Here is a 21,156-nt window from a genome sequence, read left to right on the forward strand (position 1 = left end):
AGCTTTAGTGATTACGGAAAAATAGTTTAGGTAGGTGGCAGCGTTGCTCACTACTTAATTGGGCGTTATATTACAATTGAGTTTATATGGAAAAGTTTACATTTATAGATCGTTATTTTCACAGCCAATACGAGTTATTGGATTTTAGGTACTCTGAAGATAGAGATATCAATACTCTTTTTACGTATCTAAATAACCTGCATTCTACGGCGGATAAACTCAAAGAGTTATTTGATTGTAATATCAAAACGACTCCAGAGTTTAAGATGTTGAGAATGATTAGAAACTACTTCCACCATGTGGGTGACGTAGACGAGATCAGGCTTCACGTTTCAGTAGACAAAAACGTAATTGTTAGTCACGCACACCATTTGATTATTCCATTAGAGACTTTAGCTAAAAGTTTCAAATCATTTATTGATAACAATACAGTTCCGGAAACAAACAGGAACTACAAAAATAGGAAAGCGTTCATTGACAACGAAATGAACTCGATCTTTGAGTGCTTTGATTATGGACCTGATCTACTGGATAAACTAGAAATCTGCTGTAACAAACCTAGTTTAAAGCTTGATGGTAAAGTATACGAATTAGGCTTCGATATGTATAAGTTTGTTTATAATATTACTAATATTATTGCCGATAGCTGTAGAGAAATAGACGATTTAAAGGTTAAAAAGGTCGTTTGCGCACTCGATACATCATATTCAGTATCAAATAACATTAGTAAATATGATGTTCTGTGTCATTCTTCTAATGTTCCGATTATGACAATTGAAGGCTTTGTATATCCAAATAAGATCGAACCTGTAATATAACAATCTGTTTAAGAGTGATTCGCAACGCGTGGCATTTTTATTATGCGTTGAATTTAGTGTTTAAAGTGGTTTGCGGCGACATCGGTATAATGTTGCTCACACTTTAACAGCGCGTTAAGTTTATTTAGATTAGGAGTCTTCATGATTGAGTTTTGCCCTCATTGTTGTAATCGAGCAAAGCAAGAAAAAGTCTGTGAACAGCGCTACGAGTCTGTAGCGTGGGGTATTCATGATGGTGAAGTAGATGATTGCGAGGGGACTTATCATGTTTATAAGTGTACTACCTGTAGTGAAATTCTTGTTTATCATAACCTGTTTGATTTCAAGCGAACTTTAGTTTATCCAAATATTCATTTGGATAGCTCAGTGCCAGATTCGGTGTCAAAGATATATGACGAGGCAGTGAGAGTTAAGTATATTTCGCCGAACTCATTTGCTGTTCAGGTTCGCAGAGCACTTGAAGCACTGACTAATGATAGAGGTGTCCCAAAAGGCAACTTAGCCTCTAAATTAAAAGTTTTGAGTGAACGTGGTGAGATTCCAGGCAACCTTGCAGAGGCTACAGATATTCTAAGGCTGGTCGGTAACTTAGGAGCTCATGCTGATAAAGATGACGTTCATCCTTTGCATGCAATGGCAATCGATGAGTTTTTTAGAGCAATAGTAGACTATGTTTACGTTGCCCCTGCCCGCATTGACAGATTCAACGAGCTATTGTCCGATAATAAATAAACTTAGCAAAGCGTTTAAGACGGATTCCCAACACTTGGCATTTTGGGTTTGTTTCGGCTTTAGTGATTACGGTACAATGGTTTAGGTAAGGTGGTAGCGTTGCTCACCACTTAAGGCGGCGTTATGTGTAATAGGAGGTTTTGGTGGAAGATAAAGATATTATAACGTTAGGGATATCAATCGTAGCAGTGCTGATCTCTTGTTTCACACTCTATCTTTCGCATTTCCGCCGAACCACAAAAGGTGTACTAACGCTATGTAGTCATTACTTTTGTCAGTCTACAGATGAGAATGGCTTTGCTCGCGAACTGACATATACATTTAGTAATACAGGTCAACAGGAACTATTTGTTAAAGATACTTCGGTGTTACTAGGTGCTTCTCCTCTTGGTCCGTTACGGCACGATTCGGTTTACCTCAATATCGATATTTATGATAAGGAGCGATATATTGTAAAGCCTGGTCAGATTAAAGTTTTCACTATCCAGTATGATCTCGACTTCCCGTTACCACCAGATTTAGATCGTACGGTCGACAAATTTACGATCGTATCGTTAGAGGTTATCTCAGCGAACGGCTCTCGATATGAAGTCTCACATAATATTTCGGACATAGGTCCGACGTTGCCTGGAACAAAAGACAAACTATGGAAAGGTGTAATGTTAGGAAAGTGCACATAACAAACGCTTCAAGTGGGACTACCAACGCGTGGCGGTTTTGGGTAGGTTATAAGTTGGCAGCCCCTTAAGTGGGCGTTAAACGAATAGAGTAAGTTGAGCATGAATGATGTTTCGTTAGCTATTGCTAGAAATATGTTCCATCTGCAAATTCATGAAGCAGATGGTCAAAGATTTGAGGATCTTTTCTCAAAAATAATGAGCTATAAAAGCCGTGATTTTCAACCTGTAAAGCCATATGGGAACATTGGTGATCGTAAAAATGATGGCTGGATACAAAGTGAAAATACTTATTACCAAGTTTATGCTCCTTCAAATATTGAGAAAAGCATTAACGATGCAGTTAATAAACTTGAGGCTGACCTAGAGGGTTTACTGAAGCATTGGGATGAGTTATGTCCTGTTAAAAATTTTTACTTTGTACTGAACGACAAGTACAAAGGTGCACCTCCTCAGTTACAACAAAAAATGCTGTCATTAAAGTCAAAGTTTGGGTTGGAAACAGCAGGTGTTTTGGTTGCTAAAGATCTTGAATTTGATTTGTTTGATTTACGAAGTGACATGATTCTCTCTGTTGTTGGTCATTTGCCACATATCAGTAACGAGGAATATATGTTTGTTTCTGGTTTTACTTGTTTTATTACTGCGTGGATAGATTTCGAAAAAGTTGGTCGTAAAAAATTACAGCAATTAGTTACAACCACCAATAGGCGTCCAATTATTGGCAAACTTTTAATAAAGGAACTTCATACATTGGGTTTAATAAGTGCTGATGATGAAGATTTTTTGGTTAAAATAGTAGATAAGCGAAATCGTTTAGTTCATGGTGATACTCTAGATATACCTAAAAAATCGGATATTGACGACTTGGTATTGATAACAGAGCGCTTATAAAATTCGCCTAACAAACGACTATGGCGTCAATGATTAATTTTTGGCTGTGTTTTCATCCCACATGGCGCCATCTCTGAGCATAGAGTTAAGGATCACAACCATCTTTCTCATACAGGCAACTATCGCTAATTTTTTGGGTTTTCCTGCCGCAAGTAATCGTGCATAAGTGGCCTTAAATACAGGGTTGCATTGGATAGCCGACATCATTGCCATGTACATGACTGTTCTAACGTGAGGCCGACCTCCTTTTATCATCCGTTTGCCTTTGAGGCGTCCACTTTCTCTTGTTATTGGGGCGACACCGATAAGAGAAGACGCTTGCTTATTGGTAATGAAACCGAGTTCAGGAACATTACTGATGATAGAAGCTGATGCTATTTTTCCTATTCCTGGCATGCTTTGTAGTATTTCATTTTTAGCTTGGTATTCAGGGCAGGTATCAATGAGTTTTGATATCTTTTCTTCTACCTTGACGATCTGACTTTTGAGAGCAGTTAAGATCGGTTTGATTGAGGATGCTAAGCTCTGAGGTAAAATTTGTTGTCGGTTTTTTTCCATTGTTTGCATGGACAGTAACTGGTTACGCCTTGTGACTAAGTCACTCATTAGCCGTATGTTTTCGCTCTTTAGCTTGGTCAATTTAGGTTGGATAGCTTCCCCGAAGTGAGCAATAAGAGCTGCATCTAGGCGGTCATTTTTAGCTCTTCGTCCAATGGCTCCAGCAAATCTTTTTACGTGCAAAGGGTTAGCAATGACGTATGGAAGTTTTGCTTTGTCACAGGCAAATATGAAAGGTATTTCCAATCGACCAGTAGCTTCGATAACCATGCGGCTAGGGCGGTGTTTAGCGATAGTTTTTACCGCTTCGTTGATGCCTTTTTCATTGTTGGGGACAGTGAAGTAAATATCGAGAGGACGGATGTAAATGTCTAATTGTGATTTGCCGGTATCAACGCCGACATTAATGTTTTGAAGTGTGTTGTATTCATAATAAGCTAACTCTTGCTTGCAAATGCGGGCTCGAGACCCAGAAGACTATTCGAGTGTTGTGCTTGGAGTTCTATCTGGTGTTCGTACTTGTTATCGGTCTCTCGATAGAGGAGCCAGCATTTAATCGAACTACCAGATAGAAGAACTTTAGTTGCAGCTAAAGTCTGGGTCTCACCTTACCCGATTGGAGAACTTATTATCCATACAAAGCATTTAAGAGTGATTTGCAACGCTTGGCAGTTTCGCTTCGCTCAAGTATAGCCAAACGCCGCTCACACCTTAATGCGGTCACATGGATTCCCCCGGTTGTCAAACACCCGCTAAACTTATGTTGATGGGTTTTGGACTGCCGCTCTACATTCGGCCTACTTATCGACGATTCGCATACGTCGTGGCCCTGATGACTTGCGCGACTGCGGTGCCTTATTCGTTAGATGACATCTAGTGTGTCCGCCGCATTAACAGGCTCTCCGCAAGTGGTCTTAACCTATCTCCATCATTAGCGTCTGCAATGACCCGGTGGATTTAACTCTTTATGCTGCTTAGGTTTCTACTTAAGCAGCATAGTTTTCATATTCGGTTTGATTGTGTAAAAGCGACCATATAATTCGTGCGTTCTTCGCGGCAAGTGCCACTATCGCTCGGTTCATTCCTCTTCGTTCTAGAACGCCTCGACACCACTGACTTAGCTTATCTTGCTTGTCGCCAAGGTTGGCAATGACTGTCCTTGCCCCGTGAACTAATAGTGTTCGTAAGTATTTGTCGCCGTGTTTGGTTATCCGACCTAAGCGAGGCTTTCCTCCCGTCGAATATTGCTTTGGTACTAGTCCTAGCCAAGCAGAGAAATCACGGCTTTTATCAAATTGAGAACCATTGCCTATCGAAGCAAGTATCGCAGTAGCGGTTTGCGGTCCAATGCCTCGAACTTTTATCACTCGTTGAACATTAGCGCTGGCCTTAGCAAAAGAGTCGAAGACTTGTTCAGTATCGGCGATACGTTGATTCAACTCTCCAAGGTGGTGATAAGCATCGGCAATCACCGTTCTTGCGAGATGTGGCAGTTCATTTTCTGCATCTTCAAGCATTAAGGGAACGTGTTTCATTAATGCAGAGCGGCCAACAGGAATGATTAACCCGAACTCAGAGAGTAGGGCGCGCATGCGATTCATAAGCGCGTGCGCTCACGAACCTAATGCTCTCTCATTCTATGTACCGATAAGATGGCTTGTTGCTCGGGGGATTTTACGGGTACAAAGCGAGTTGATGGACGCTGAACAGCTTCGCATATGGCAACAGCATCATTAAGGTCGTTCTTTCCCTTAGTTCGATAAGGGATTACGTATTTAACGGCCATAATGCGGGCGTCGTGCCCAAGTTTATTGAGTGTTCTTGCCCAATAATGTGCACCACCACACGCTTCAACGCCTATACGCATGAGCGGCATATTTGCTATTGTAGTCAGTAGTTTAGAGCGAGTTACCGACTTATGAAGTATGACCTTACCATTTTGGTCTACGGCATGAAGACTGAAGTGGTTTTTAGCTAGGTCGATACCGCAGAAATAAGAATAATCAGACATGGTGCCTCCGATGCATTTAAGTACCACATAAGTGTGGCAGATCCTCGGTAGGGGGAATCCATGTCATTCGTTATGTGATTTCAGTGATGCATTGAGAGCCCCATGAAGTTCAATTACTTACAGGAGGCTCGAACAAAGTTACTCTACGCCAAAATCTCTGAGGTTACTTTCTTTAATCTTCAGGCTTAGCTCTACCTCTGAGAGGTCTTTTAATTGCTTTAACTCTCCCAGTCTTTTAGAAGCTAATGTTGTAGTAAAGAAGAGCTTCGACCCTTTATCAATACAATTTGTACCTAAGAAGAAAATAAATACAGATGCAGGGATCAACAGTAGCGTAGGCTCGAAAACGCTCCCCAACCACATAAAAACAAAAGACAAAAGGTAAAGGAAAATTCCAGTCAACTGCTTGTGAATAGCATCTAACTTACGTTCTGTTCTTAAAGATGGAGATTTTTGAAGCTCAAGGACCTCATTTTTATAGTCAGTTGCCTCTTGTATCTGAGCATGTGCTTTCGCTAAAGGGTGGCTTTGTTTGTCTTTATGAGCCTTGTACTTTCTGACGATAAGTGGAGTGAGCAAATTGGCAAGGACACTCCATAGAATGGCCATAAACCCGGATAGGAGCAACGTTTTTGTATCAGTTATTAGTTCTAAAAGTTCCATATTATTAGAAAGTTACGTGGTAAGGTGTAACTATAGTACTGGTTGTTCATCCAGTGTCAAGTGTGTTGGAAATAAATTACATAACAAGCAATTTAAGAGCGATTCTGTAGTTGACCCGATCTAGTGGACACCTTCAATAGCAATTGGAGGTGTTTATGCCAGCGTATAAATCAGGTAAAAAACTCAACAATATCTTACGGAATTTAAGGTAACTGCTGTCCGACTTTCGCTTCGAGAAGGAGCTACAGTTAAAGGCGTGGCACTATCATTAGATATCCACCCTTATATGCTTTCTAAATGGCGAAAGGACTATAGAGAAGGGGTTACTATGGAAGATAAACGTAAGAAAAGGACTCAGATCCGGAGTCAGAAAACTGAGTCTAGTCGGATCGCAGAGCTCGAACGTCAGAATGAACAACTTAAGCTCGAGAATGACTTGCTAAAAAAGTGGCAACGATTCGTTGCCCAAGAAAATAGACAAAATTCCGATTCATAGCCCATTACAAAACGCGTTATTCCATCGTATTGATGTGCCGTTTTCTATCTGTTTCTAAGTCGGGTTACTACGCATGGCTTGATAGAGAGCCAAGCCGCTACGTTCAAGAAGAGCAGGCTTTGAAGAAGCGTATAATTAAAGTGTTTACTCAGAGTCGAGAGACTTACGGCAGCCCACGAGTTCATGCAGAACTGAGGCGCCAAGGAGTTTTGGTTAGCCGTAAGCGTGTAGCTCGGATCATGAGAGAGCAAGGGCTGAGAGCACGAAGTTATCGCATTTACATGAAAATGGCCAAGCTACATCGGTTCTATCAATCGATTAAGAATATTAAAAAAGACACACCCAAACCAACGGCAGTTAATCAACAATGGTCTGGAGATCTAACGTATATAAAGCAAGGTAAACGTTGGATGTATTTGGCTGTCGTTATCGACCTTTACTCACGTAAAATCGTCGGTTGGTCGCTTGGTAGTAAGAAGAGTACACAGCTAACGATGAGTTCGTTGAGAATGGCCATTAGAAATCGAAAGCCACAAGAGCGCTTGTTGTTTCATACCGACAGAGGCTCTGAATATCGAGCCCATGAAGTTCAAGCTTTATTATCAAAAAATGGAATGGTCCCAAGTATGAATCGTCCAGGTCATTGCACAGACAATGCGGAGGTAGAGTCGTTCTTCCATACGCTCAAAGGCGACATAATTAGGAAAAATAGTTTTAAAAGTGAGAAGCAGCTTAGAGATAAGCTTGCCGGTGATATCCAGTATTTTTATAACCGTTATAGACTGCACTCAAGTCTTGGATATCGAACCCAGCATGAATATGAAGTAGTGACGGGTTAAAGATAATAGGGTGTCCATTTTATCGGGTGAAGATCATTCCCAACGCTTGGCATTTTCAGTTTGGGTCAGCTTTAGTGTTTAAGGTGGCAAGGTTTTAGGTAGGGTGGTGGCGTTGCTCGATACTTAACGCGGCGTTAGAACTAGACAGTATAGAAGAAGGAACTGATAGTGAAACATTGGAAAGCAATTTTAGGGATGACAGCAACTTTTTTTGCAGGCGTAATGGGAGCTGTTGGATATTTGAACGATGGGCTTGCATTGAAAGAAACAGTAGAACAATCGAAAAAGGTGGCAACGCTAGAAATAAGTAAAGTCTACTTTGGTGTTGACAAATGGCCAGTAAATATCAAAAAGCTAACACCAGAATTAGAAGGCTCAGTAGTTACAGACAATAGAGGTAATGTGATTACTGAAATGACTTTACCCTCAGTATTAATCCGACTGAAAGCGGAGAACCAAAAGAGCCAAAATGTTTCTTTTGGTAATATCCGAATATGTAAAGTTGTAGAAAATGTTGGCTGTCCTTGGTTCCAATTGCATTTGATCGACAGTGAGAAATACAATCCACAAGGTGAAATGAATACACCTGTAAACGTTTCTTCTAATGTACAAGATTTCCTCAACTTTGTGTTAATTGGCGAATCAATATCTAGCTATAAGGGACAGAGCATTAAAGTTCTATGGCAAGATCAAGAAGGGAAACACTTTGAATCAAAGGAAGTGGTTATTCCTGAACAATCAAATGGTCAAGTTACTTTTCAGCTATAGTTCTAACAATCTGTTTAAGAGTGGTTCGCAACACTCGGCATTTTTGCTATGCGTTGCGTTTAGTGTTTAAGGCGGTGTGCGGAAGCATCGGTATTGCGTTGCTCACACCTTAACAGGGCGCTAGCTGTCTACAGTCAAGTTTAGGAATGAAGTGGTAAATGTATTCAGACAAACAACTCAGAGAAATGTCAAAAAAAGCATATGATAATGCTTGTGAATTGGTCGAAGACGCTAAGATTCTATTGTCAAATTCTCGATACCCAAGAGCATATGTCTTAGCGCACTTAGCAACAGAAGAAATAGCTAAGTTACCTATCATCTTTGGTGTGAGGGTACGATTAAAAAAACAAGGACAATATTGATTGGAAACACTTCAGGTCTAGGTTAAACGGTCACCAGTCAAAACTGAAATCAATAGCTCTATTTGACTATATGAACGATCATGTAGACCTAATTAATGACACAGATTTAGATTTATATAAAAAACAGTTACCTCATGTCAAAAAGTATGATGATCTAAAAAATATCGGACTGTATTCAGGTATATATGAGAACCAAGTTTATAAACCAAATGAACAAATAGACCCTGCTCTCGCAAAAGCAATGCTCCAACTTAGCTTGGGGCGTTTACGTTGTTTGGAAAACCGTTGGTCTGGCATGATAAACAGTGAAGTGCCGCAAAATGGTTATGTGCTTGATGAAGTATTGAGAAACTTTCAGCCTTCAAGTACAAACAACTAACAAACTGTCTATACATTTTCGAGGAAACTATGGATTTAGAGAATATTGCTTCAATAGCGACAGCAATTGGCGTTGGTGTTGCGACTTGGCAGATACGCGAAAGCAAAAAGCTCGCTCAAGTAACGTTTGAAGATTCATTTAACCAACAATATAGAGATCTGATTTACGCAATCCCAGTTGATGCGCTTCTTGGCAAAGACCTGTCTGAGCCTGAAAAGTTAAAAGCACGCGAAATCGTGTTTAACTATCTCGACTTGTGTAACGAGCAAATTGCTCATAGGCACAGTAAGCGTATAAGTGAGCGCCGTTGGAAGTACTGGGCGAGTGGGATTGAAGAAAATATTAATAGAGCCTTGTTCTCTGAAATTTGGTCCGAGGTTAAAGAATCTGCTCCGGGAACATTTAGTTTTTTGGAAAAACTAGAGAAAGAAGACTTCAAGTCCGATCCCAAAGTTTGGTCAAATGTATAACAATCTGCTTAAGAGTGATTCGCAACGCTTGGCAGTTTCGCTTTGCTCAAGTATAGCCAAGCATCGCTCACACCTTAATGCGGCGTTAGCAATATGGGAGAAATGTAAATTATGCTGTACAAATATTTACCGTTAGACTCCTTGTCTGTAAAAAGCATATTAGTAGATCATGAAGTTTACTTTGCATCGGTTGGTGGTATGAACGACCCTTTTGAGGGATTACCAAGGTATAAAATACCTACGCGCAAGGAAATTGAAAAACATTTGTTGCGTCGTGGAGCAAAACGTAAAAATCTTAAAAAAATAATGCCAAAAGCATTTGAAGATCTGTTGTATAACAAAAATAATTGGAGAAAACTGGATGCAAAAGCTGCTGATTCAGCAGGTATATTTTGCGTTACTCCACATAAAAACAATCTCCTTATGTGGAGTCATTATGCTAATAGTCATAATGGTATTTGCATAGGGTTGGATATCAAACGTCCATTTGACGTAGAGTTCGGGATTGGATACGCAGTGGAGTATCAAAACTCATATCCAGAAATCTGCTTGCTTCAAAGAGATTTGCAGATGGCTTCGGTTTCATCTGGCATTGAGCTTATGACTGAACGGGAGAAAGATGAGCTAGCGACATTACAGTTTTACACTAAGTCGAAAGAGTGGGAATACGAAAATGAAGTTCGATTCTTGAGACCAAAGCTAGCAGGTGGGGTTGGTTTAATGTCATTCAATAAAAATCAGGTAGCAGAGGTCATTATTGGCTGCCGTGTTAACCAAGAAGACCGTAAATACATTCATAAGTTAGTGCGTGAAAACTGCTCTCATGCATCTGTATTTCAAGCAAACGTTGGTGAAACTGAATACAAACTAGAGTTTGAAACTTGCAAATAAAATATTGCTAACAAAGCATTTTAGAATGATTCCCAACGCTTGTCATTTTTCATTCCATCGTTGGGTTTAGTGTTTACGGTGGTATGGTTAGGTTTCGTGGTAGCGTTGCTCACACCTTAATGCGGCGTTAGCTGCCACTCAATCGTTACCATGGTGGCAGCTTGACTACTTTTATTGTTTAGCTACTTTCGTAAACTTCGTAATGCCATCAAACATCGAGGTAATTTGAGATGAATCGAGTTTCTGTCGCTCTAAATCTACAGTTGTTTGGCCTTTATTAATTACAAAGTTTCGTTCGGACTTTGCTAATGATTCAATGAATGTATTTGCTGATGTACTGTCCGGATTGGAAAGCGTGTTTAGACTATGTATAGCCATCAAGCGCATCTCAATATTTGTTATTTCATTGTGGTAATACTTTACAGTATCCATGTTCGAACGATACAGACGCAAATAAAAGAAGGCAAAAACCTCAACAAATACAACTATTGAAAATCTTGAGATGACACTAAACCAATCGGCTGCACTAAGGTCGGTTTGAGGTTCTGGTTGAATGTTAGGGTCCATAGGCAAAGCCGTTGATGCAGAAAAATATGTGGAAAGATCAGAAATTGTAAAATATAAAATAACCGCCGCGCCAACCGTGATTGCTGAACCGAAAGTGATATAAATAATTGCAGCTTTTGTTAGTTGTTCTATTTCACCTTTCAAGCGGTTAGTAAATGTCTTAGTTAAGCTAATTATGTCATCGTTATTGTCAATTATTTGCTTAATTGAAGAATCTGATGACTCAAGCTTAGCTAGTTTTGTCTCCTCATCCTTTAGTTGTTTTTTAAGAGACTTAATTGCAGTAATAAACAAATTGCGGTTTATTTCAGACGATAAGTCTAACTTGAAGTCTGAACGTAACTCGAACTCATGATTTTGCGGGAAAACATCACGTCTTTTCGCAATAAAGTTCTCAATTTCAGATAGGTCATATGATTCGTTGACTGAAACGCTATATTTTTCGTAAAGGCTTATAGCATCAAAAATTTCATCAATTCGAGTTAATTTTTCTAGCCGTGTCATTGAGGCCGGTAAATAGTGTTCAACCTTATTATCTATAAATTTCGATGGTTTAATTGCTAAGTACCAGTAAACTGAAAGTGAAACGAAAAGTGTAAATATTACAAAACTCATGACATTATAGGCATAAATACCTATAAAACCTTCGTTTTTTAGAAATTCATTGCCTAGTCCGATTAAAAGTAAAACAGCTGTTGAAACGACTATATACTGCTTCGATTTTTCCTTTTGTTCGTTAATGTACGAACGAAGGTATTGTTCTTTTTTTGTCATGTTACCACCAGAATTTTTGGTTGCATTATATGGTATACATGAACCATATGAAACATTTAGCAGCTAACAAACAATTTAAGAGTGATTCCCAACAACGCATGGCATTTTTAATTCCCTCGTTGAGTTCAGTGTTTACGGTAGTATGGTTGAGTTTAGTGACCGCGTTGCTCACATATATGGTCTCCCCCAGTTTTGCAAGTCTGCAGTATGATTAAAAGCGCAGGTTAACTTCCATATATACGGCCTGTTTAACGGCTATTGCCTTGGCCAAGATGAGGAAGTCGAACACGAAGTCCTAATCACCTTATCGACTTTATAAGCCAGTGTGAGCATAAGGTTTTCAACGTGTAGGATTTGTCCTGTTATTCATCTTACTACGTACTTTGCAAAGGGTTGGTGATTGTTACTAGCTTTGTGTGGGTTGGTATTCTTCATTTTTAGTTGTAACAGCCCACGCTATTCGCATGAGTTTGTTTGCTAAAGCGACAGCGGCTCTGTTTGGTCCTCGTCGTTCTTGGAGTTCAAGCATCCACTTACTGAGATTATCGGATTTAAATTTGGCGCGCCTCAACGCTGCTCTTGCTCCATGAACGAGAAGGGAGCGGATATACGTGTTGCCTCTTTTAGTTATTCCTAGAAGAATGACTTTGTCGCCGCTGGTATCTTGCCTTGGTACAAGCCCCATTGCGGCGGAGGCATCTCTACCGGTTTTGAACTGTTGTCCAGAGCCTAGCCATACCGCAACGGCTTGGCTAGTGAGTGGCCCAAAGCCTGGAATCGACATGAGTCGCTTTGCGTTTTCGAACTGCTTGATGGTTTGGTTAAGTTTATCGTCGAACCATTTTACTTGTTCATCGATGTATAAATATCGTTCGTACTGATGGGATAGCAACTCTCTTAATATACAAGACAGTTTGTTTTCATCGTTCTCGAGTATTTCGGGTATGGCCTTTCTGAAGGCTGCGGCTCCTTTGGGCATAATGATGCCGTATTCAGAGATAAGGCCACGCACTTGATTAACGATACGAGTTCTTTCAGTGACGAGCAGACGTCTCATTCGAATAAGAGATTGGATGTCTTGTTGCTCGACGGATTTATGAGGCACAGGGTGAGGTCTTTTGTAGAGCGCGACTTCGGCAATGGCTTCGGCATCGTTATAGTCGTTTTTCTGTTTACGCCTTTGAGTTTTCACATGCTGGGGTGCGTAGAGTATGACTTCGTGACCGAACTGAGAGAATTCACGAGCCCAGTAGTGTGCGCCGGAACAAGCTTCCATGGCGATAGTACAAGGTTCTTTATTGGCGATGTAACTAAGTAGTTTACTTCGTTGAAGTTTTTTACGGCAAAGATTCTTCCCTTTATGATTGATTTCAAAAAGAAAGAAGATATTTTTTGTAAATCGATACCGATGATTTTATGCTGAGTCATGGTCTTCTCCTTTTACTTCGGACCTGAACACTCCGAGCATGGCTTACAGTCATGTGAAGTGGTAGGGGGAGACCATATCATCACCTTAACAGGGCGTTATATGAATAAGGAGGATATATGTATATGTCTCAAGCAAGAAAGGAATTTGAGTTAGCACTTTCAGATTCAGAAGAGTTAATAGCCTGTTATGACTCGATGAATCACTGTGATAGTGGTATGCGTCCACCAGAGGTGCTAAAACGAGCAACTTTGATCATGACTTTGACTGCTTGGGAGACGTATGTTGAAGATATAGCTTCCGAATTAATTAATGCTAAATATGGAATGGTTATGGGTTCTCAGGTTGGCAGCATAATAACAGGGCGATTGCATGATCATCTTAAAGTTTTCAATAATCCAGACTCTAAGAAAACTAAGGATCTATTCCAAGAGTTTTTCGGTATAGACGTTACTGAAAGTTGGGTTTGGGGTAACTTTCACACAGCAAAAGATTCAAGAACTGCGTTAAACTCTTGGCTTAGAAAGCGTGGTGAAGCGGTCCATAGAGCACAAATTGATAAACAGTCTTCTCATATAGTGAAGCGCGATGAGCTAGACAAGTGCATACGTTTTTTTCGAGAGTTAGTTGAAGTAACCGATAGGAAACTATTGGCGATATAATTCATATAACAAGTGTCTAAGACGCCATGTTCTACCCTAAGAAGTAACATTTATGGAGGTCGGTATGAATATCAAAGAGTCTGATTGGAAAATCTTTTGCGAAATAAAGAGTGAAGCAGCGAAAGTGTTTTGTACCCGGCAGCTAGATGAAGCCATCAAAACGATTACTGATGAAGCAGAACCTGTAGGGGAAAGGTATAACTTTATGTGCCAGCACTCCAAAGAATCTCAAAAGCAAATGAAGCTTATTTTTGATGGCCATTCTCGAAACCGTGCATTTATCCAGCTCATGCAAATGTGTGAGGAAGGCTTGGTTGTACCAGAACAATTTGAACGCCTTTCAGAGGAACTCAAAAAAGACATTACGAGTATTCTAGAAAGAAGAGTCTAAGGAAAGTTGGCTAATCAGGCCGCTTCTTTTTCATAGCTGCAACCATCTCAATATTACTCCTTTTTATTCGCGAATTCGGATGTCCGCTACAGTTCTGCTTCGGCAACCCCACTTATACGAGTTTTATTATACGAGTTGTATCGAAAATCTTAGAGTTACTCGTTTTTTTCTCCTTCAAAACGCCGTTGATTTTCAAGATATAGCACTAGAATCTGGATTGAGATTTCTTCCAAAAAAGTGTCAACATTACTTGGTCAATAAAATCTCTCGTTAGCCCTTTAAATCCGTGCACTCTAGGTGAACTGAAAGTGTCACCTAGAGTGCATGAGGGTGGGGGGGCGGGAGTTTATGCTTGTGATGCGACCAGAGCCCCACCATCTCAAATTCTTGGACCCAAATTCTTCAATATTTTTGGTTTGTATAGACGTTCTATTAATTATTCGGATTCCGAATCCGTGATTTTTGGTCAGGGAAGTCGAGTGTTATGTTTTGAAAGTGAGTGTGCGGATCAGTGAGTGCCTATAGGCCTTTAAAGTTCTTAATACTGGATGAGTAGGTTTACTTGCTAATGGCTAGTTCTGGAGTGTTATGTCATTAAATGAGAGTTGAAGGATTGGATTGGAAGATGGTGTTAAGAATGAACGTAAGGTAAGAAGTGTTTTCTTGATCGCCTTTCAGAGTTGTTTGATTAGCCTAGAGTGTATTACGCGGTGGTAACGTCTTGTCCAATACACAGGAATGTAAATAGGCGGTTCTCAGCGATTTTTAGTTATGCTAAAGGAGTCGTCCCATTATTGATGACTATATTCGTTTAGAAGTGCGTACAAGACCATACAAGTAACATCGTAGATGCTAGTCGGTTTTGTCTTTTTGTTTGAGTAGTGTGTTGAACCTAGCGAAAAAGCGGTCTAGTCTTACTGTTAGAAAAACTACTGTATAAGTCCACCTTTCGTCCACCCTTAATCCACCCAAGCAAGACGGGGATAAAGTGGGGAAGAGGAAAGTTGCTTATTTTCAGTGTATTGTGCGAGATTTACGACGTTTTTGAGGGCTCAAAAACGGTGAAACCCCGATGTTGGTAGCATCGGGGTTTCGAATTTCTAGATTTCTCGACTGGTAAGATCGATTATCTTTTCTATGCAGAAGGCTGGATTAATCCAATCTTATTCCTTGGTAGGGAATTAGATACGAATGAAGTCCATGTGCTCAACTTTAGGCTTGAACGCGTGACGTTGAACGTCTTGTGGCTTAACCTTAACTTCAGCGCCGTCAATCACTAGAGTGATTGCTTCGTAGAACTCAGGCTTGTCCATTTGGTTGATCACTTCAGCGTGAACAAGTTCGATAGATACAGCTGCTGCTTCACCACCGTAGATTACAGCTGGGAATTTACCAGCGTGACGTAGGCGGCGGCTCGCACCTTTACCTAGTTCAGTACGTACTACTGCTTCAAATTTCATAGTTTTACTCTCAAATTAGTAAAAATTAACTTCACACCTCAATGCGACCTTGAGTATGTGGTAATGCTTAGGCATAAACGAGTTCATGCTCAAGCGAGCGCGGATACTAACATCACATTCGAATATGAGCAAGTAAGAAGCCCATTACAAAGTGAATTTCCTTCGATAATTGGCTCGTTTGTAGATAAAACGCTCGCTAGCCCTTGTTTATCCCTTTTTTACTGTTCCTGTATCGCTATTTGAGCTCATTTATATTGGTGCGAAATCATTGAGTTAATGAACGGAAAATGAATGTTCGCCTAAGGCTTGGTTAATGCTTGGTTGGGTAACCTTAGTGTTAATTAATCAGCAGAATGAACAGGTGAAAACATGGAACCAGTAAGCATTGTCGTTATTACATTGAATGAAGAGAAACGCATTAGCCGCTTGATGGAAGAGTTGAGCGTGCAAACCCACCAAGAGTTTGAAGTGATTGTTGTCGATTCAAACAGCGAAGACAACACAAGAGAAGTTGCGCAGGCTTATGAAAGCGCACTACCAAAACTTACCGTCTATCACATGCAAGAACGTGGCGTAAGCCTTGGGAGAAATACAGGCGCGGCCTTGGCGCAGTACAACAGAATCCTTTTCTTGGATGCGGATGTAAGCCTGCCTCGTAACTTCCTCGCTAAAGCGCTTTACGAGCTAGAAGAGAACAAGCTTGAAGTCGCTGGTGTGTACATGAGTTCAAAAGGGCTGCCATTGGTGCATAAATTTGGTTACGGGCTATTCAACGCAGGTCTGTTTGCTACTCAGTTCTTTTTTCCTACCGCGATTGGCGCGTGTATTTTCTCGACCAAGCGAGCGCATGATGAGATCGGCGGGTTCGATGAAGAAATTGTATTGTGTGAAGACTGCGACTACGTAAAGCGAGCGAGCAAAACATGGCGATTCCGATTCTTGAACATGACGTTTGGCTTTGACCCACGTCGTTTAGACCAAGATGGTGTCGTGAAAACAGGCACAACTTATCTTAAAGCGAACTTAAGACGCTTCTTTAAAGGCGAAATGCGTAACAACGAGATGAACTACAAGTTTGGTCACTACAAAGAACAGTAAGAGCTGAGGTTGTTATGTTTGATGGACTAGGGCTGTTTTTGGGTGCATTAGGTGATGCACTCATTGGCCCGAACCTATTTGTACCTGGAGAGCCCTTTTTTATTGCTGCGGGCTTTCAACTGTATTCAGGTGCATGGATGGCGTTGGTGTTAGTTATGTTGGGTGGTTTCATTGGCGACCAACTTAGTTACTTCATCGGTTCAACGTGGGGCGCCACCGCGCAAAAGAAGCTAATCAAATTTCGGCCAAAAACCAAAAGGCTGATCGCTCGGTGTCGTTATCTCATCGCGAAGAAGGGGACGTATATTATTGTCGCAGCGCGTCTGTTAGGGCCGATTGCATGGGTAGTGCCTTTTATTGCTGGTTCTCACCGCGTTAAATGGAGCAGTTTTACGCTGTTCTCTTCGATAGGTTTGTTGCTTGGTGGCGGTCAATTTATCGCTTGGGGCATGCTGTTAGCACACGGTGTTGAACAGTTTCCGTTACTGGGCGCAGTTAAGGTTTTTCTCACTGAACATCAAAACTTATTGATTGGCTTAGTGGCGGTGTCGATTTTTATCGTTGTCGGCTACAAGCTTAAATGGCGAAAGTTAACGTTGAAAACCAGTGCCTTTTTAGTCGCTTGGTTGTGTTACGCAAACTATGCTCATTTCTTCTGGAAAGCTGATGACTTTCAAGCTCAACAAACATCGGCACAAGTGAGCACGGTCGATTTACAGCAAGTGACCTATAAAGCATTTCCTGGCCTTTCTCCTATTTATGACGCGCAAGCCATCAATGTCGTGTATGTCGGGGAGTCGCCACGTGATTTAATGAATCAACTGGGTTGGATAGAGAACCAGACTTTCTCTCGAAACGAGATAGAGTGGACTCATTACCTTGAGCTGCTTAAAGATAAGACGCCGCCCGTGTCTGATCTGTATTGGCGTAATCAGCCACAAGACATGGCGTTTCAACTGCCGGGAAACTTAATGAAAAGAAGCCACATTCGCTGGTGGAATGCTGGGCTAGACAGCAACAGCAATCAACCTAAGTGGTTAGGCGCAATCAGTTACGATGATGGTTTAAAAGTGACACCGTATTCTGGGATTGTCACCATACTTCATAAGATTGACCCGAATGTCGATGAGGAGCGTGACAGATTGGCTCTGCAAATTAAATCGGCTTACCCAAACATCGAACTCGTCAATTTGCCCCTCGCCAATGCTGAAGCAATGAATGATCAACATGACTACTACACCGACGGAAAGATCTTGGTCATTGGCGCAAGCTCATACAGTAATGACCAACAAATCTTAGATGTTGCGGTTAATGATATCTAGCCTTTAGGTTTTCTGGATTCTTTCTAATACCCGTCAAATACGAACTCTGTTTGAATGCTCAATTCAACAGGGTTCAGTCGTTTCTACTTGTTCATCTCTATCTATTTGTTCATACCGACTGAAGCCAACGTCCCCTTTGAGTCATCTCCCAACTCTAACTTCGCCAACTTTGTCTATTCTAATTAAGGGTGAACAAGGGCGAAAGCTAAGGACGAAGTGATGCAAATGAATCCGGTTGGTTGGTTTGAAATCTATGTCGACGACATGGCGAGAGCAAAAACGTTTTACGAAGCTGTGTTTAAAGTGACGTTGGAGAAGTTAGATAACGATACGGGCATCGATATTGAAATGTGGGTGTTCCCTTGCGAGATGGAAAAATACGGCGCGACAGGGGCCTTGTGTTCCATGCCTGACGTACAGGCGGGAGGCAACAGCACTATGGTGTATTTCTCTTGTGAGGACTGCGCGACAGAGGCAAGTTTAGCGGCAGCAAACGGTGGTGTTTTGCAAGTGCCTAAAATGGCGATTGGGCAGCACGGTTTCATCAGTGTGGTTATTGATACCGAAGGTAACGTCATTGGGTTGCATTCAATGAGCTAACTCTGTTTGAGTTATAATCATATAAAGATAAATCAGGAGTTTGCGTGTGACATGCAAACTCCTGATTTTTTATCGAAGGGCTAATGCGAGTATGAGTTTCTTGGTTTAAGAAGCCTGAGATACTTTTAGAACAAGGGATGCTTTCAAGCCGCCCATTGAGCTTTTACTGAGCGTTAAGCTGCCACGGTAACTGTGTGCCATCTCATTCACAATATTTAGCCCTAGACCTGTTCCGGGAGTGGTTTCATCGAGCCTTACACCTCGCTTGGTCACTTGCTCGAGTTTCTCTTCGGGAATGCCTTGCCCGTCATCTTCAATGATCAATTCGACATTGCCGTCAGCCAGTTCATTAGCGTGAACGCGAATAATACTGCCCGCCCACTTGTAACTGTTTTCGAGTAGGTTGCCGACCATCTCATCGAGGTCGGTTTTTTCGACAGCGACCTCCAGTTTAGAGTCCAGCTCATTGATCATAGTGACTTCATTGGCGGCATAAACTTTATCAAACGCCATCGAGATCGCTTCAACACGTTCACAAGGTGATGACTTCACCGAAAGGATGTTCATTGCACCCGCCATACGAGCACGACCAAGGTGATAATCTATCTGGCTTTGGATCTGCTGAATCGGTTGCTGTAACAGTTTCTTCTCGTTGTCAGGCAGCATCTCGATTTCATTTTTCATCACCGATAGCGGCGTTTTCAATGCATGTGAGAGGTTACCCGCGTGGTTACGAGCGCGTTCTAGTAATTCTTGGTAATGAAAGAGTAGGGCATTGAGGTCCGAAACTAATGGAGAAACTTCTTTCGGGTAGTTATCGCTTAGCCCTTGTTGTTCGCCTTTTCTCAGCATCACCAACTCACGCTGCATCTTACTAAGAGGTAATAGAGACCAGCTGACTTGAATACCAATCAACATCAGCACGCCAACAAACAGCAACATCAGAATCAACCATACCTGACCCGTTAGCTCGGCAAGTGTCGACTCTAATGGATCTTCATCTATACCAATGGTGATGGTAATAGGATCGCTGAGTGAAGGCAGGTAGATGTCTTGTTCGATGTAAATCAGCTTTTCTTTTTCAGGCCCTTTGATAGAGGTGTGAATAGGAGAACGCTTGATGGTGAGGTCTTTGTCCCATAGAGAGCGAGAACGAATGATTTGATCTTGGGTTGAAGCGCGCCAATAGATACCACTGTAAGGTTGGTTAAACCTCGGGTCAGACAAGCGCTCCGCCATGATAAGGTTGCCGTTATCGTTGGTTTCGATATTGGCGGTGAGCTCGTCCATGGTTAAGGAAAGCTGCTGTTTCATATCATCGACTAGATAGTCGTTTACCAGTTTCGGTATTCCGACACCTGCCGCTAATATCATCGCACCAAGCCAAAAAGCCGCAGCGAGGAGCAAGCGGCTTTTTAGACTGATGTTTTTAAGAGTTCGTTTCTTTAGATTCATGCATTTCAAGTCTGCCTTTGCCCACCGTTATTTGATTGCATTTCGATGATCAGAACAGGCTGTCCATTTAATTGGCTATTACACTGAGTTTCGTTGACGATTGCTTCTAGCGTAATTAGATAGGGTGCTACTCAGCATTCAGTTGGTAGCCAAGGCCACGCACCGTTTTGATGATCTTTGGTGCGATTTTCTTACGAATACGGCCAATAAATACCTCAACCGTGTTTGAGTCGCGGTCGAAATCTTGTTTGTAGATGTGCTCAACCAGTTCTGTGCGTGAGATAACCTTGTTTTGGTTATGCATGAAGTAAGCAACAACCTTATATTCCAGTGCCGTTAGGCTTACTGCTTGGCCTTGCCACAGTACTTTAGAGCTGCGAGTGTCTAGGCTTAAATCACCAATTTGAAGAACTGGCGCTGCGCTGCCTGAAGCTCGGCGCAATTGAGCCCGAATACGAGCAATCAACTCAACCATCTCGAATGGTTTCGTCAGGTAATCATCTGCACCTGCATTCAAGCCTTCAACACGCTGGGTTAGCGTGTCACGAGCACTCAAGATAATCACTGGCGTGTTAATGTTTTCGTCTCGAATGCCTTTTAAAACGGTAAGGCCATCAAGCTTAGGTAGACCTAGATCGAGAACAATCGCGTCCCACTCTTCTGAGGTAGCACGGTAGAGTGCATCAATACCATCTTGAGAAAGTTCAGGAACCCAGTCGGCTCCCTCAAGTGTTTCAATAATTTGTTGGCCCAAACGAGGTTCGTCTTCAACGACTAAAATTTTCATAATTGTTCTTCTTAATTTTTGTAATGACTGTTCGTCGAACTTAACTATTCGTCGCG

Annotated in this window: 21 protein-coding genes and 3 pseudogenes; 16 read left to right on the plus strand and 8 right to left on the minus strand. The window is 41.5% G+C overall.

From position 1 onward, the window contains the following. Positions 1-86: 86 nt before the first annotated feature. From L0992_06260 to L0992_06280, 5 genes are all read left to right on the plus strand, one after another. Complete coding sequence (locus L0992_06260) at positions 87-818, plus strand: hypothetical protein (GenBank protein ID XGB68288.1); 732 nt, start codon at positions 87-89, stop codon at positions 816-818. Between the two features lie 14 nt (positions 819-832). Further along, a complete protein-coding gene (locus tag L0992_06265; protein XGB68289.1) occupies positions 833-925 on the plus strand; it encodes a DUF3265 domain-containing protein in 93 nt (30 codons plus the stop codon). Between the two features lie 34 nt (positions 926-959). Continuing rightward, positions 960-1,550: a DUF4145 domain-containing protein gene (locus L0992_06270; protein XGB68290.1), complete on the plus strand. Its 591-nt coding sequence runs from the start codon at positions 960-962 to the stop codon at positions 1,548-1,550. A 143-nt stretch (positions 1,551-1,693) separates the two neighbouring features. After that, positions 1,694-2,230 carry a hypothetical protein gene (locus L0992_06275; protein ID XGB68291.1) on the plus strand — a complete coding sequence of 179 codons (537 nt, stop codon included), beginning with the start codon at positions 1,694-1,696 and terminating at the stop codon, positions 2,228-2,230. A 99-nt stretch (positions 2,231-2,329) separates the two neighbouring features. Continuing rightward, a complete protein-coding gene (locus tag L0992_06280; protein XGB68292.1) occupies positions 2,330-3,121 on the plus strand; it encodes a hypothetical protein in 792 nt (263 codons plus the stop codon). 33 nt (positions 3,122-3,154) lie between these two features. Here L0992_06280 and L0992_06285 read toward each other — a convergent pair whose 3' ends face one another. From L0992_06285 to L0992_06295, 3 genes and pseudogenes are all read right to left on the minus strand, one after another. Beyond that, positions 3,155-4,135: an IS110 family transposase gene (locus tag L0992_06285; protein ID XGB68695.1), complete on the minus strand. Its 981-nt coding sequence runs from the start codon at positions 4,133-4,135 to the stop codon at positions 3,155-3,157. Between the two features lie 530 nt (positions 4,136-4,665). Then, a pseudogene (locus tag L0992_06290) lies at positions 4,666-5,690 on the minus strand (IS110 family transposase). Positions 5,691-5,828: 138 nt separating this feature from the next. Then, complete coding sequence (locus L0992_06295; protein XGB68293.1) at positions 5,829-6,353, minus strand: hypothetical protein; 525 nt, start codon at positions 6,351-6,353, stop codon at positions 5,829-5,831. A gap of 155 nt (positions 6,354-6,508) precedes the next feature. On the opposite strand from L0992_06295, the pseudogene L0992_06300 reads away from it, so the two are divergent. The 6 genes and pseudogenes from L0992_06300 (at position 6,509) to L0992_06325 (ending at position 10,558) form a co-directional block, all read left to right on the plus strand. Further along, positions 6,509-7,688, plus strand: a pseudogene (locus tag L0992_06300) (IS3 family transposase). 168 nt (positions 7,689-7,856) lie between these two features. Next, the gene (locus L0992_06305) at positions 7,857-8,456 is read left to right on the plus strand and encodes a hypothetical protein (GenBank protein ID XGB68294.1); all 600 of its coding nucleotides are present in this window, start codon (positions 7,857-7,859) and stop codon (positions 8,454-8,456) included. A gap of 20 nt (positions 8,457-8,476) precedes the next feature. Further along, a complete protein-coding gene (locus L0992_06310) occupies positions 8,477-8,569 on the plus strand; it encodes a DUF3265 domain-containing protein (protein ID XGB68295.1) in 93 nt (30 codons plus the stop codon). Positions 8,570-8,641: 72 nt separating this feature from the next. After that, positions 8,642-9,197, plus strand: a pseudogene (locus L0992_06315) (AbiV family abortive infection protein). Positions 9,198-9,226: 29 nt separating this feature from the next. Then, entirely contained in the window at positions 9,227-9,667 is a 441-nt protein-coding gene (locus tag L0992_06320; protein ID XGB68296.1) for a hypothetical protein, read from the plus strand. Positions 9,668-9,778: 111 nt separating this feature from the next. Then, entirely contained in the window at positions 9,779-10,558 is a 780-nt protein-coding gene (locus L0992_06325; GenBank protein ID XGB68297.1) for a DUF2971 domain-containing protein, read from the plus strand. A gap of 171 nt (positions 10,559-10,729) precedes the next feature. Here the strand turns inward: L0992_06325 and L0992_06330 are convergent, their stop codons facing one another. Both L0992_06330 and L0992_06335 read right to left on the minus strand, forming a co-directional pair. Further along, on the minus strand, positions 10,730-11,899 hold the full coding sequence (locus tag L0992_06330; GenBank protein ID XGB68298.1) for a hypothetical protein: 1,170 nt from the start codon (positions 11,897-11,899) through the stop codon (positions 10,730-10,732). Between the two features lie 406 nt (positions 11,900-12,305). After that, positions 12,306-13,268, minus strand: coding sequence for an IS110 family transposase (locus L0992_06335; protein ID XGB68696.1), 963 nt, complete (start codon positions 13,266-13,268; stop codon positions 12,306-12,308). Between the two features lie 176 nt (positions 13,269-13,444). Here L0992_06335 and L0992_06340 point away from each other — a divergent pair, with 176 nt between their 5' ends. Together L0992_06340 and L0992_06345 are read left to right on the plus strand one after the other, a co-directional pair. Next, positions 13,445-13,987: a hypothetical protein gene (locus tag L0992_06340; GenBank protein XGB68299.1), complete on the plus strand. Its 543-nt coding sequence runs from the start codon at positions 13,445-13,447 to the stop codon at positions 13,985-13,987. Positions 13,988-14,051: 64 nt separating this feature from the next. Beyond that, on the plus strand, positions 14,052-14,378 hold the full coding sequence (locus L0992_06345) for a hypothetical protein (GenBank protein ID XGB68300.1): 327 nt from the start codon (positions 14,052-14,054) through the stop codon (positions 14,376-14,378). A gap of 1,181 nt (positions 14,379-15,559) precedes the next feature. On the opposite strand, the gene rplY is transcribed toward L0992_06345, so the two are convergent. Beyond that, a complete protein-coding gene (rplY, locus tag L0992_06350; GenBank protein ID XGB68301.1) occupies positions 15,560-15,838 on the minus strand; it encodes a 50S ribosomal protein L25 in 279 nt (92 codons plus the stop codon). 369 nt (positions 15,839-16,207) lie between these two features. Between rplY and L0992_06355 the strand changes: the two genes are divergently transcribed. From L0992_06355 to L0992_06365, 3 genes are all read left to right on the plus strand, one after another. Then, complete coding sequence (locus L0992_06355) at positions 16,208-16,936, plus strand: glycosyltransferase (protein ID XGB68302.1); 729 nt, start codon at positions 16,208-16,210, stop codon at positions 16,934-16,936. Between the two features lie 14 nt (positions 16,937-16,950). Beyond that, positions 16,951-18,258, plus strand: a complete 1,308-nt coding sequence (locus L0992_06360; protein XGB68303.1) for an LssY C-terminal domain-containing protein — start codon at positions 16,951-16,953, stop codon at positions 18,256-18,258. 219 nt (positions 18,259-18,477) lie between these two features. Continuing rightward, complete coding sequence (locus tag L0992_06365; GenBank protein XGB68304.1) at positions 18,478-18,858, plus strand: VOC family protein; 381 nt, start codon at positions 18,478-18,480, stop codon at positions 18,856-18,858. 105 nt (positions 18,859-18,963) lie between these two features. On the opposite strand, the gene L0992_06370 is transcribed toward L0992_06365, so the two are convergent. After that, on the minus strand, positions 18,964-20,313 hold the full coding sequence (locus tag L0992_06370; protein ID XGB68305.1) for an ATP-binding protein: 1,350 nt from the start codon (positions 20,311-20,313) through the stop codon (positions 18,964-18,966). 127 nt (positions 20,314-20,440) lie between these two features. Then, positions 20,441-21,100, minus strand: coding sequence for a response regulator transcription factor (locus L0992_06375; protein ID XGB68306.1), 660 nt, complete (start codon positions 21,098-21,100; stop codon positions 20,441-20,443). Positions 21,101-21,156: the final 56 nt, after the last annotated feature.

Source organism: Vibrio pomeroyi, from assembly GCA_041879425.1.
Classification (GTDB): Bacteria; Pseudomonadota; Gammaproteobacteria; order Enterobacterales; family Vibrionaceae; genus Vibrio; species Vibrio pomeroyi_A.

Bases quoted from the DNA above. Each gene is read 5' to 3' on its own strand.
- L0992_06260 (XGB68288.1), top strand. From the start codon at position 87: ATGGAAAAGTTTACATTTATAGATCGTTATTTTCACAGCCAATACGAG.
- L0992_06270 (XGB68290.1), top strand. From the start codon at position 960: ATGATTGAGTTTTGCCCTCATTGTTGTAATCGAGCAAAGCAAGAAAAA.
- L0992_06280 (XGB68292.1), top strand. From the start codon at position 2,330: ATGAATGATGTTTCGTTAGCTATTGCTAGAAATATGTTCCATCTGCAA.
- L0992_06295 (XGB68293.1), bottom strand. From the start codon at position 6,353: ATGGAACTTTTAGAACTAATAACTGATACAAAAACGTTGCTCCTATCC.
- L0992_06320 (XGB68296.1), top strand. From the start codon at position 9,227: ATGGATTTAGAGAATATTGCTTCAATAGCGACAGCAATTGGCGTTGGT.
- L0992_06325 (XGB68297.1), top strand. From the start codon at position 9,779: ATGCTGTACAAATATTTACCGTTAGACTCCTTGTCTGTAAAAAGCATA.
- L0992_06330 (XGB68298.1), bottom strand. From the start codon at position 11,899: ATGACAAAAAAAGAACAATACCTTCGTTCGTACATTAACGAACAAAAG.
- L0992_06340 (XGB68299.1), top strand. From the start codon at position 13,445: ATGTATATGTCTCAAGCAAGAAAGGAATTTGAGTTAGCACTTTCAGAT.
- L0992_06345 (XGB68300.1), top strand. From the start codon at position 14,052: ATGAATATCAAAGAGTCTGATTGGAAAATCTTTTGCGAAATAAAGAGT.
- rplY (XGB68301.1), bottom strand. From the start codon at position 15,838: ATGAAATTTGAAGCAGTAGTACGTACTGAACTAGGTAAAGGTGCGAGC.
- L0992_06355 (XGB68302.1), top strand. From the start codon at position 16,208: ATGGAACCAGTAAGCATTGTCGTTATTACATTGAATGAAGAGAAACGC.
- L0992_06360 (XGB68303.1), top strand. From the start codon at position 16,951: ATGTTTGATGGACTAGGGCTGTTTTTGGGTGCATTAGGTGATGCACTC.
- L0992_06365 (XGB68304.1), top strand. From the start codon at position 18,478: ATGCAAATGAATCCGGTTGGTTGGTTTGAAATCTATGTCGACGACATG.
- L0992_06370 (XGB68305.1), bottom strand. From the start codon at position 20,313: ATGAATCTAAAGAAACGAACTCTTAAAAACATCAGTCTAAAAAGCCGC.
- L0992_06375 (XGB68306.1), bottom strand. From the start codon at position 21,100: ATGAAAATTTTAGTCGTTGAAGACGAACCTCGTTTGGGCCAACAAATT.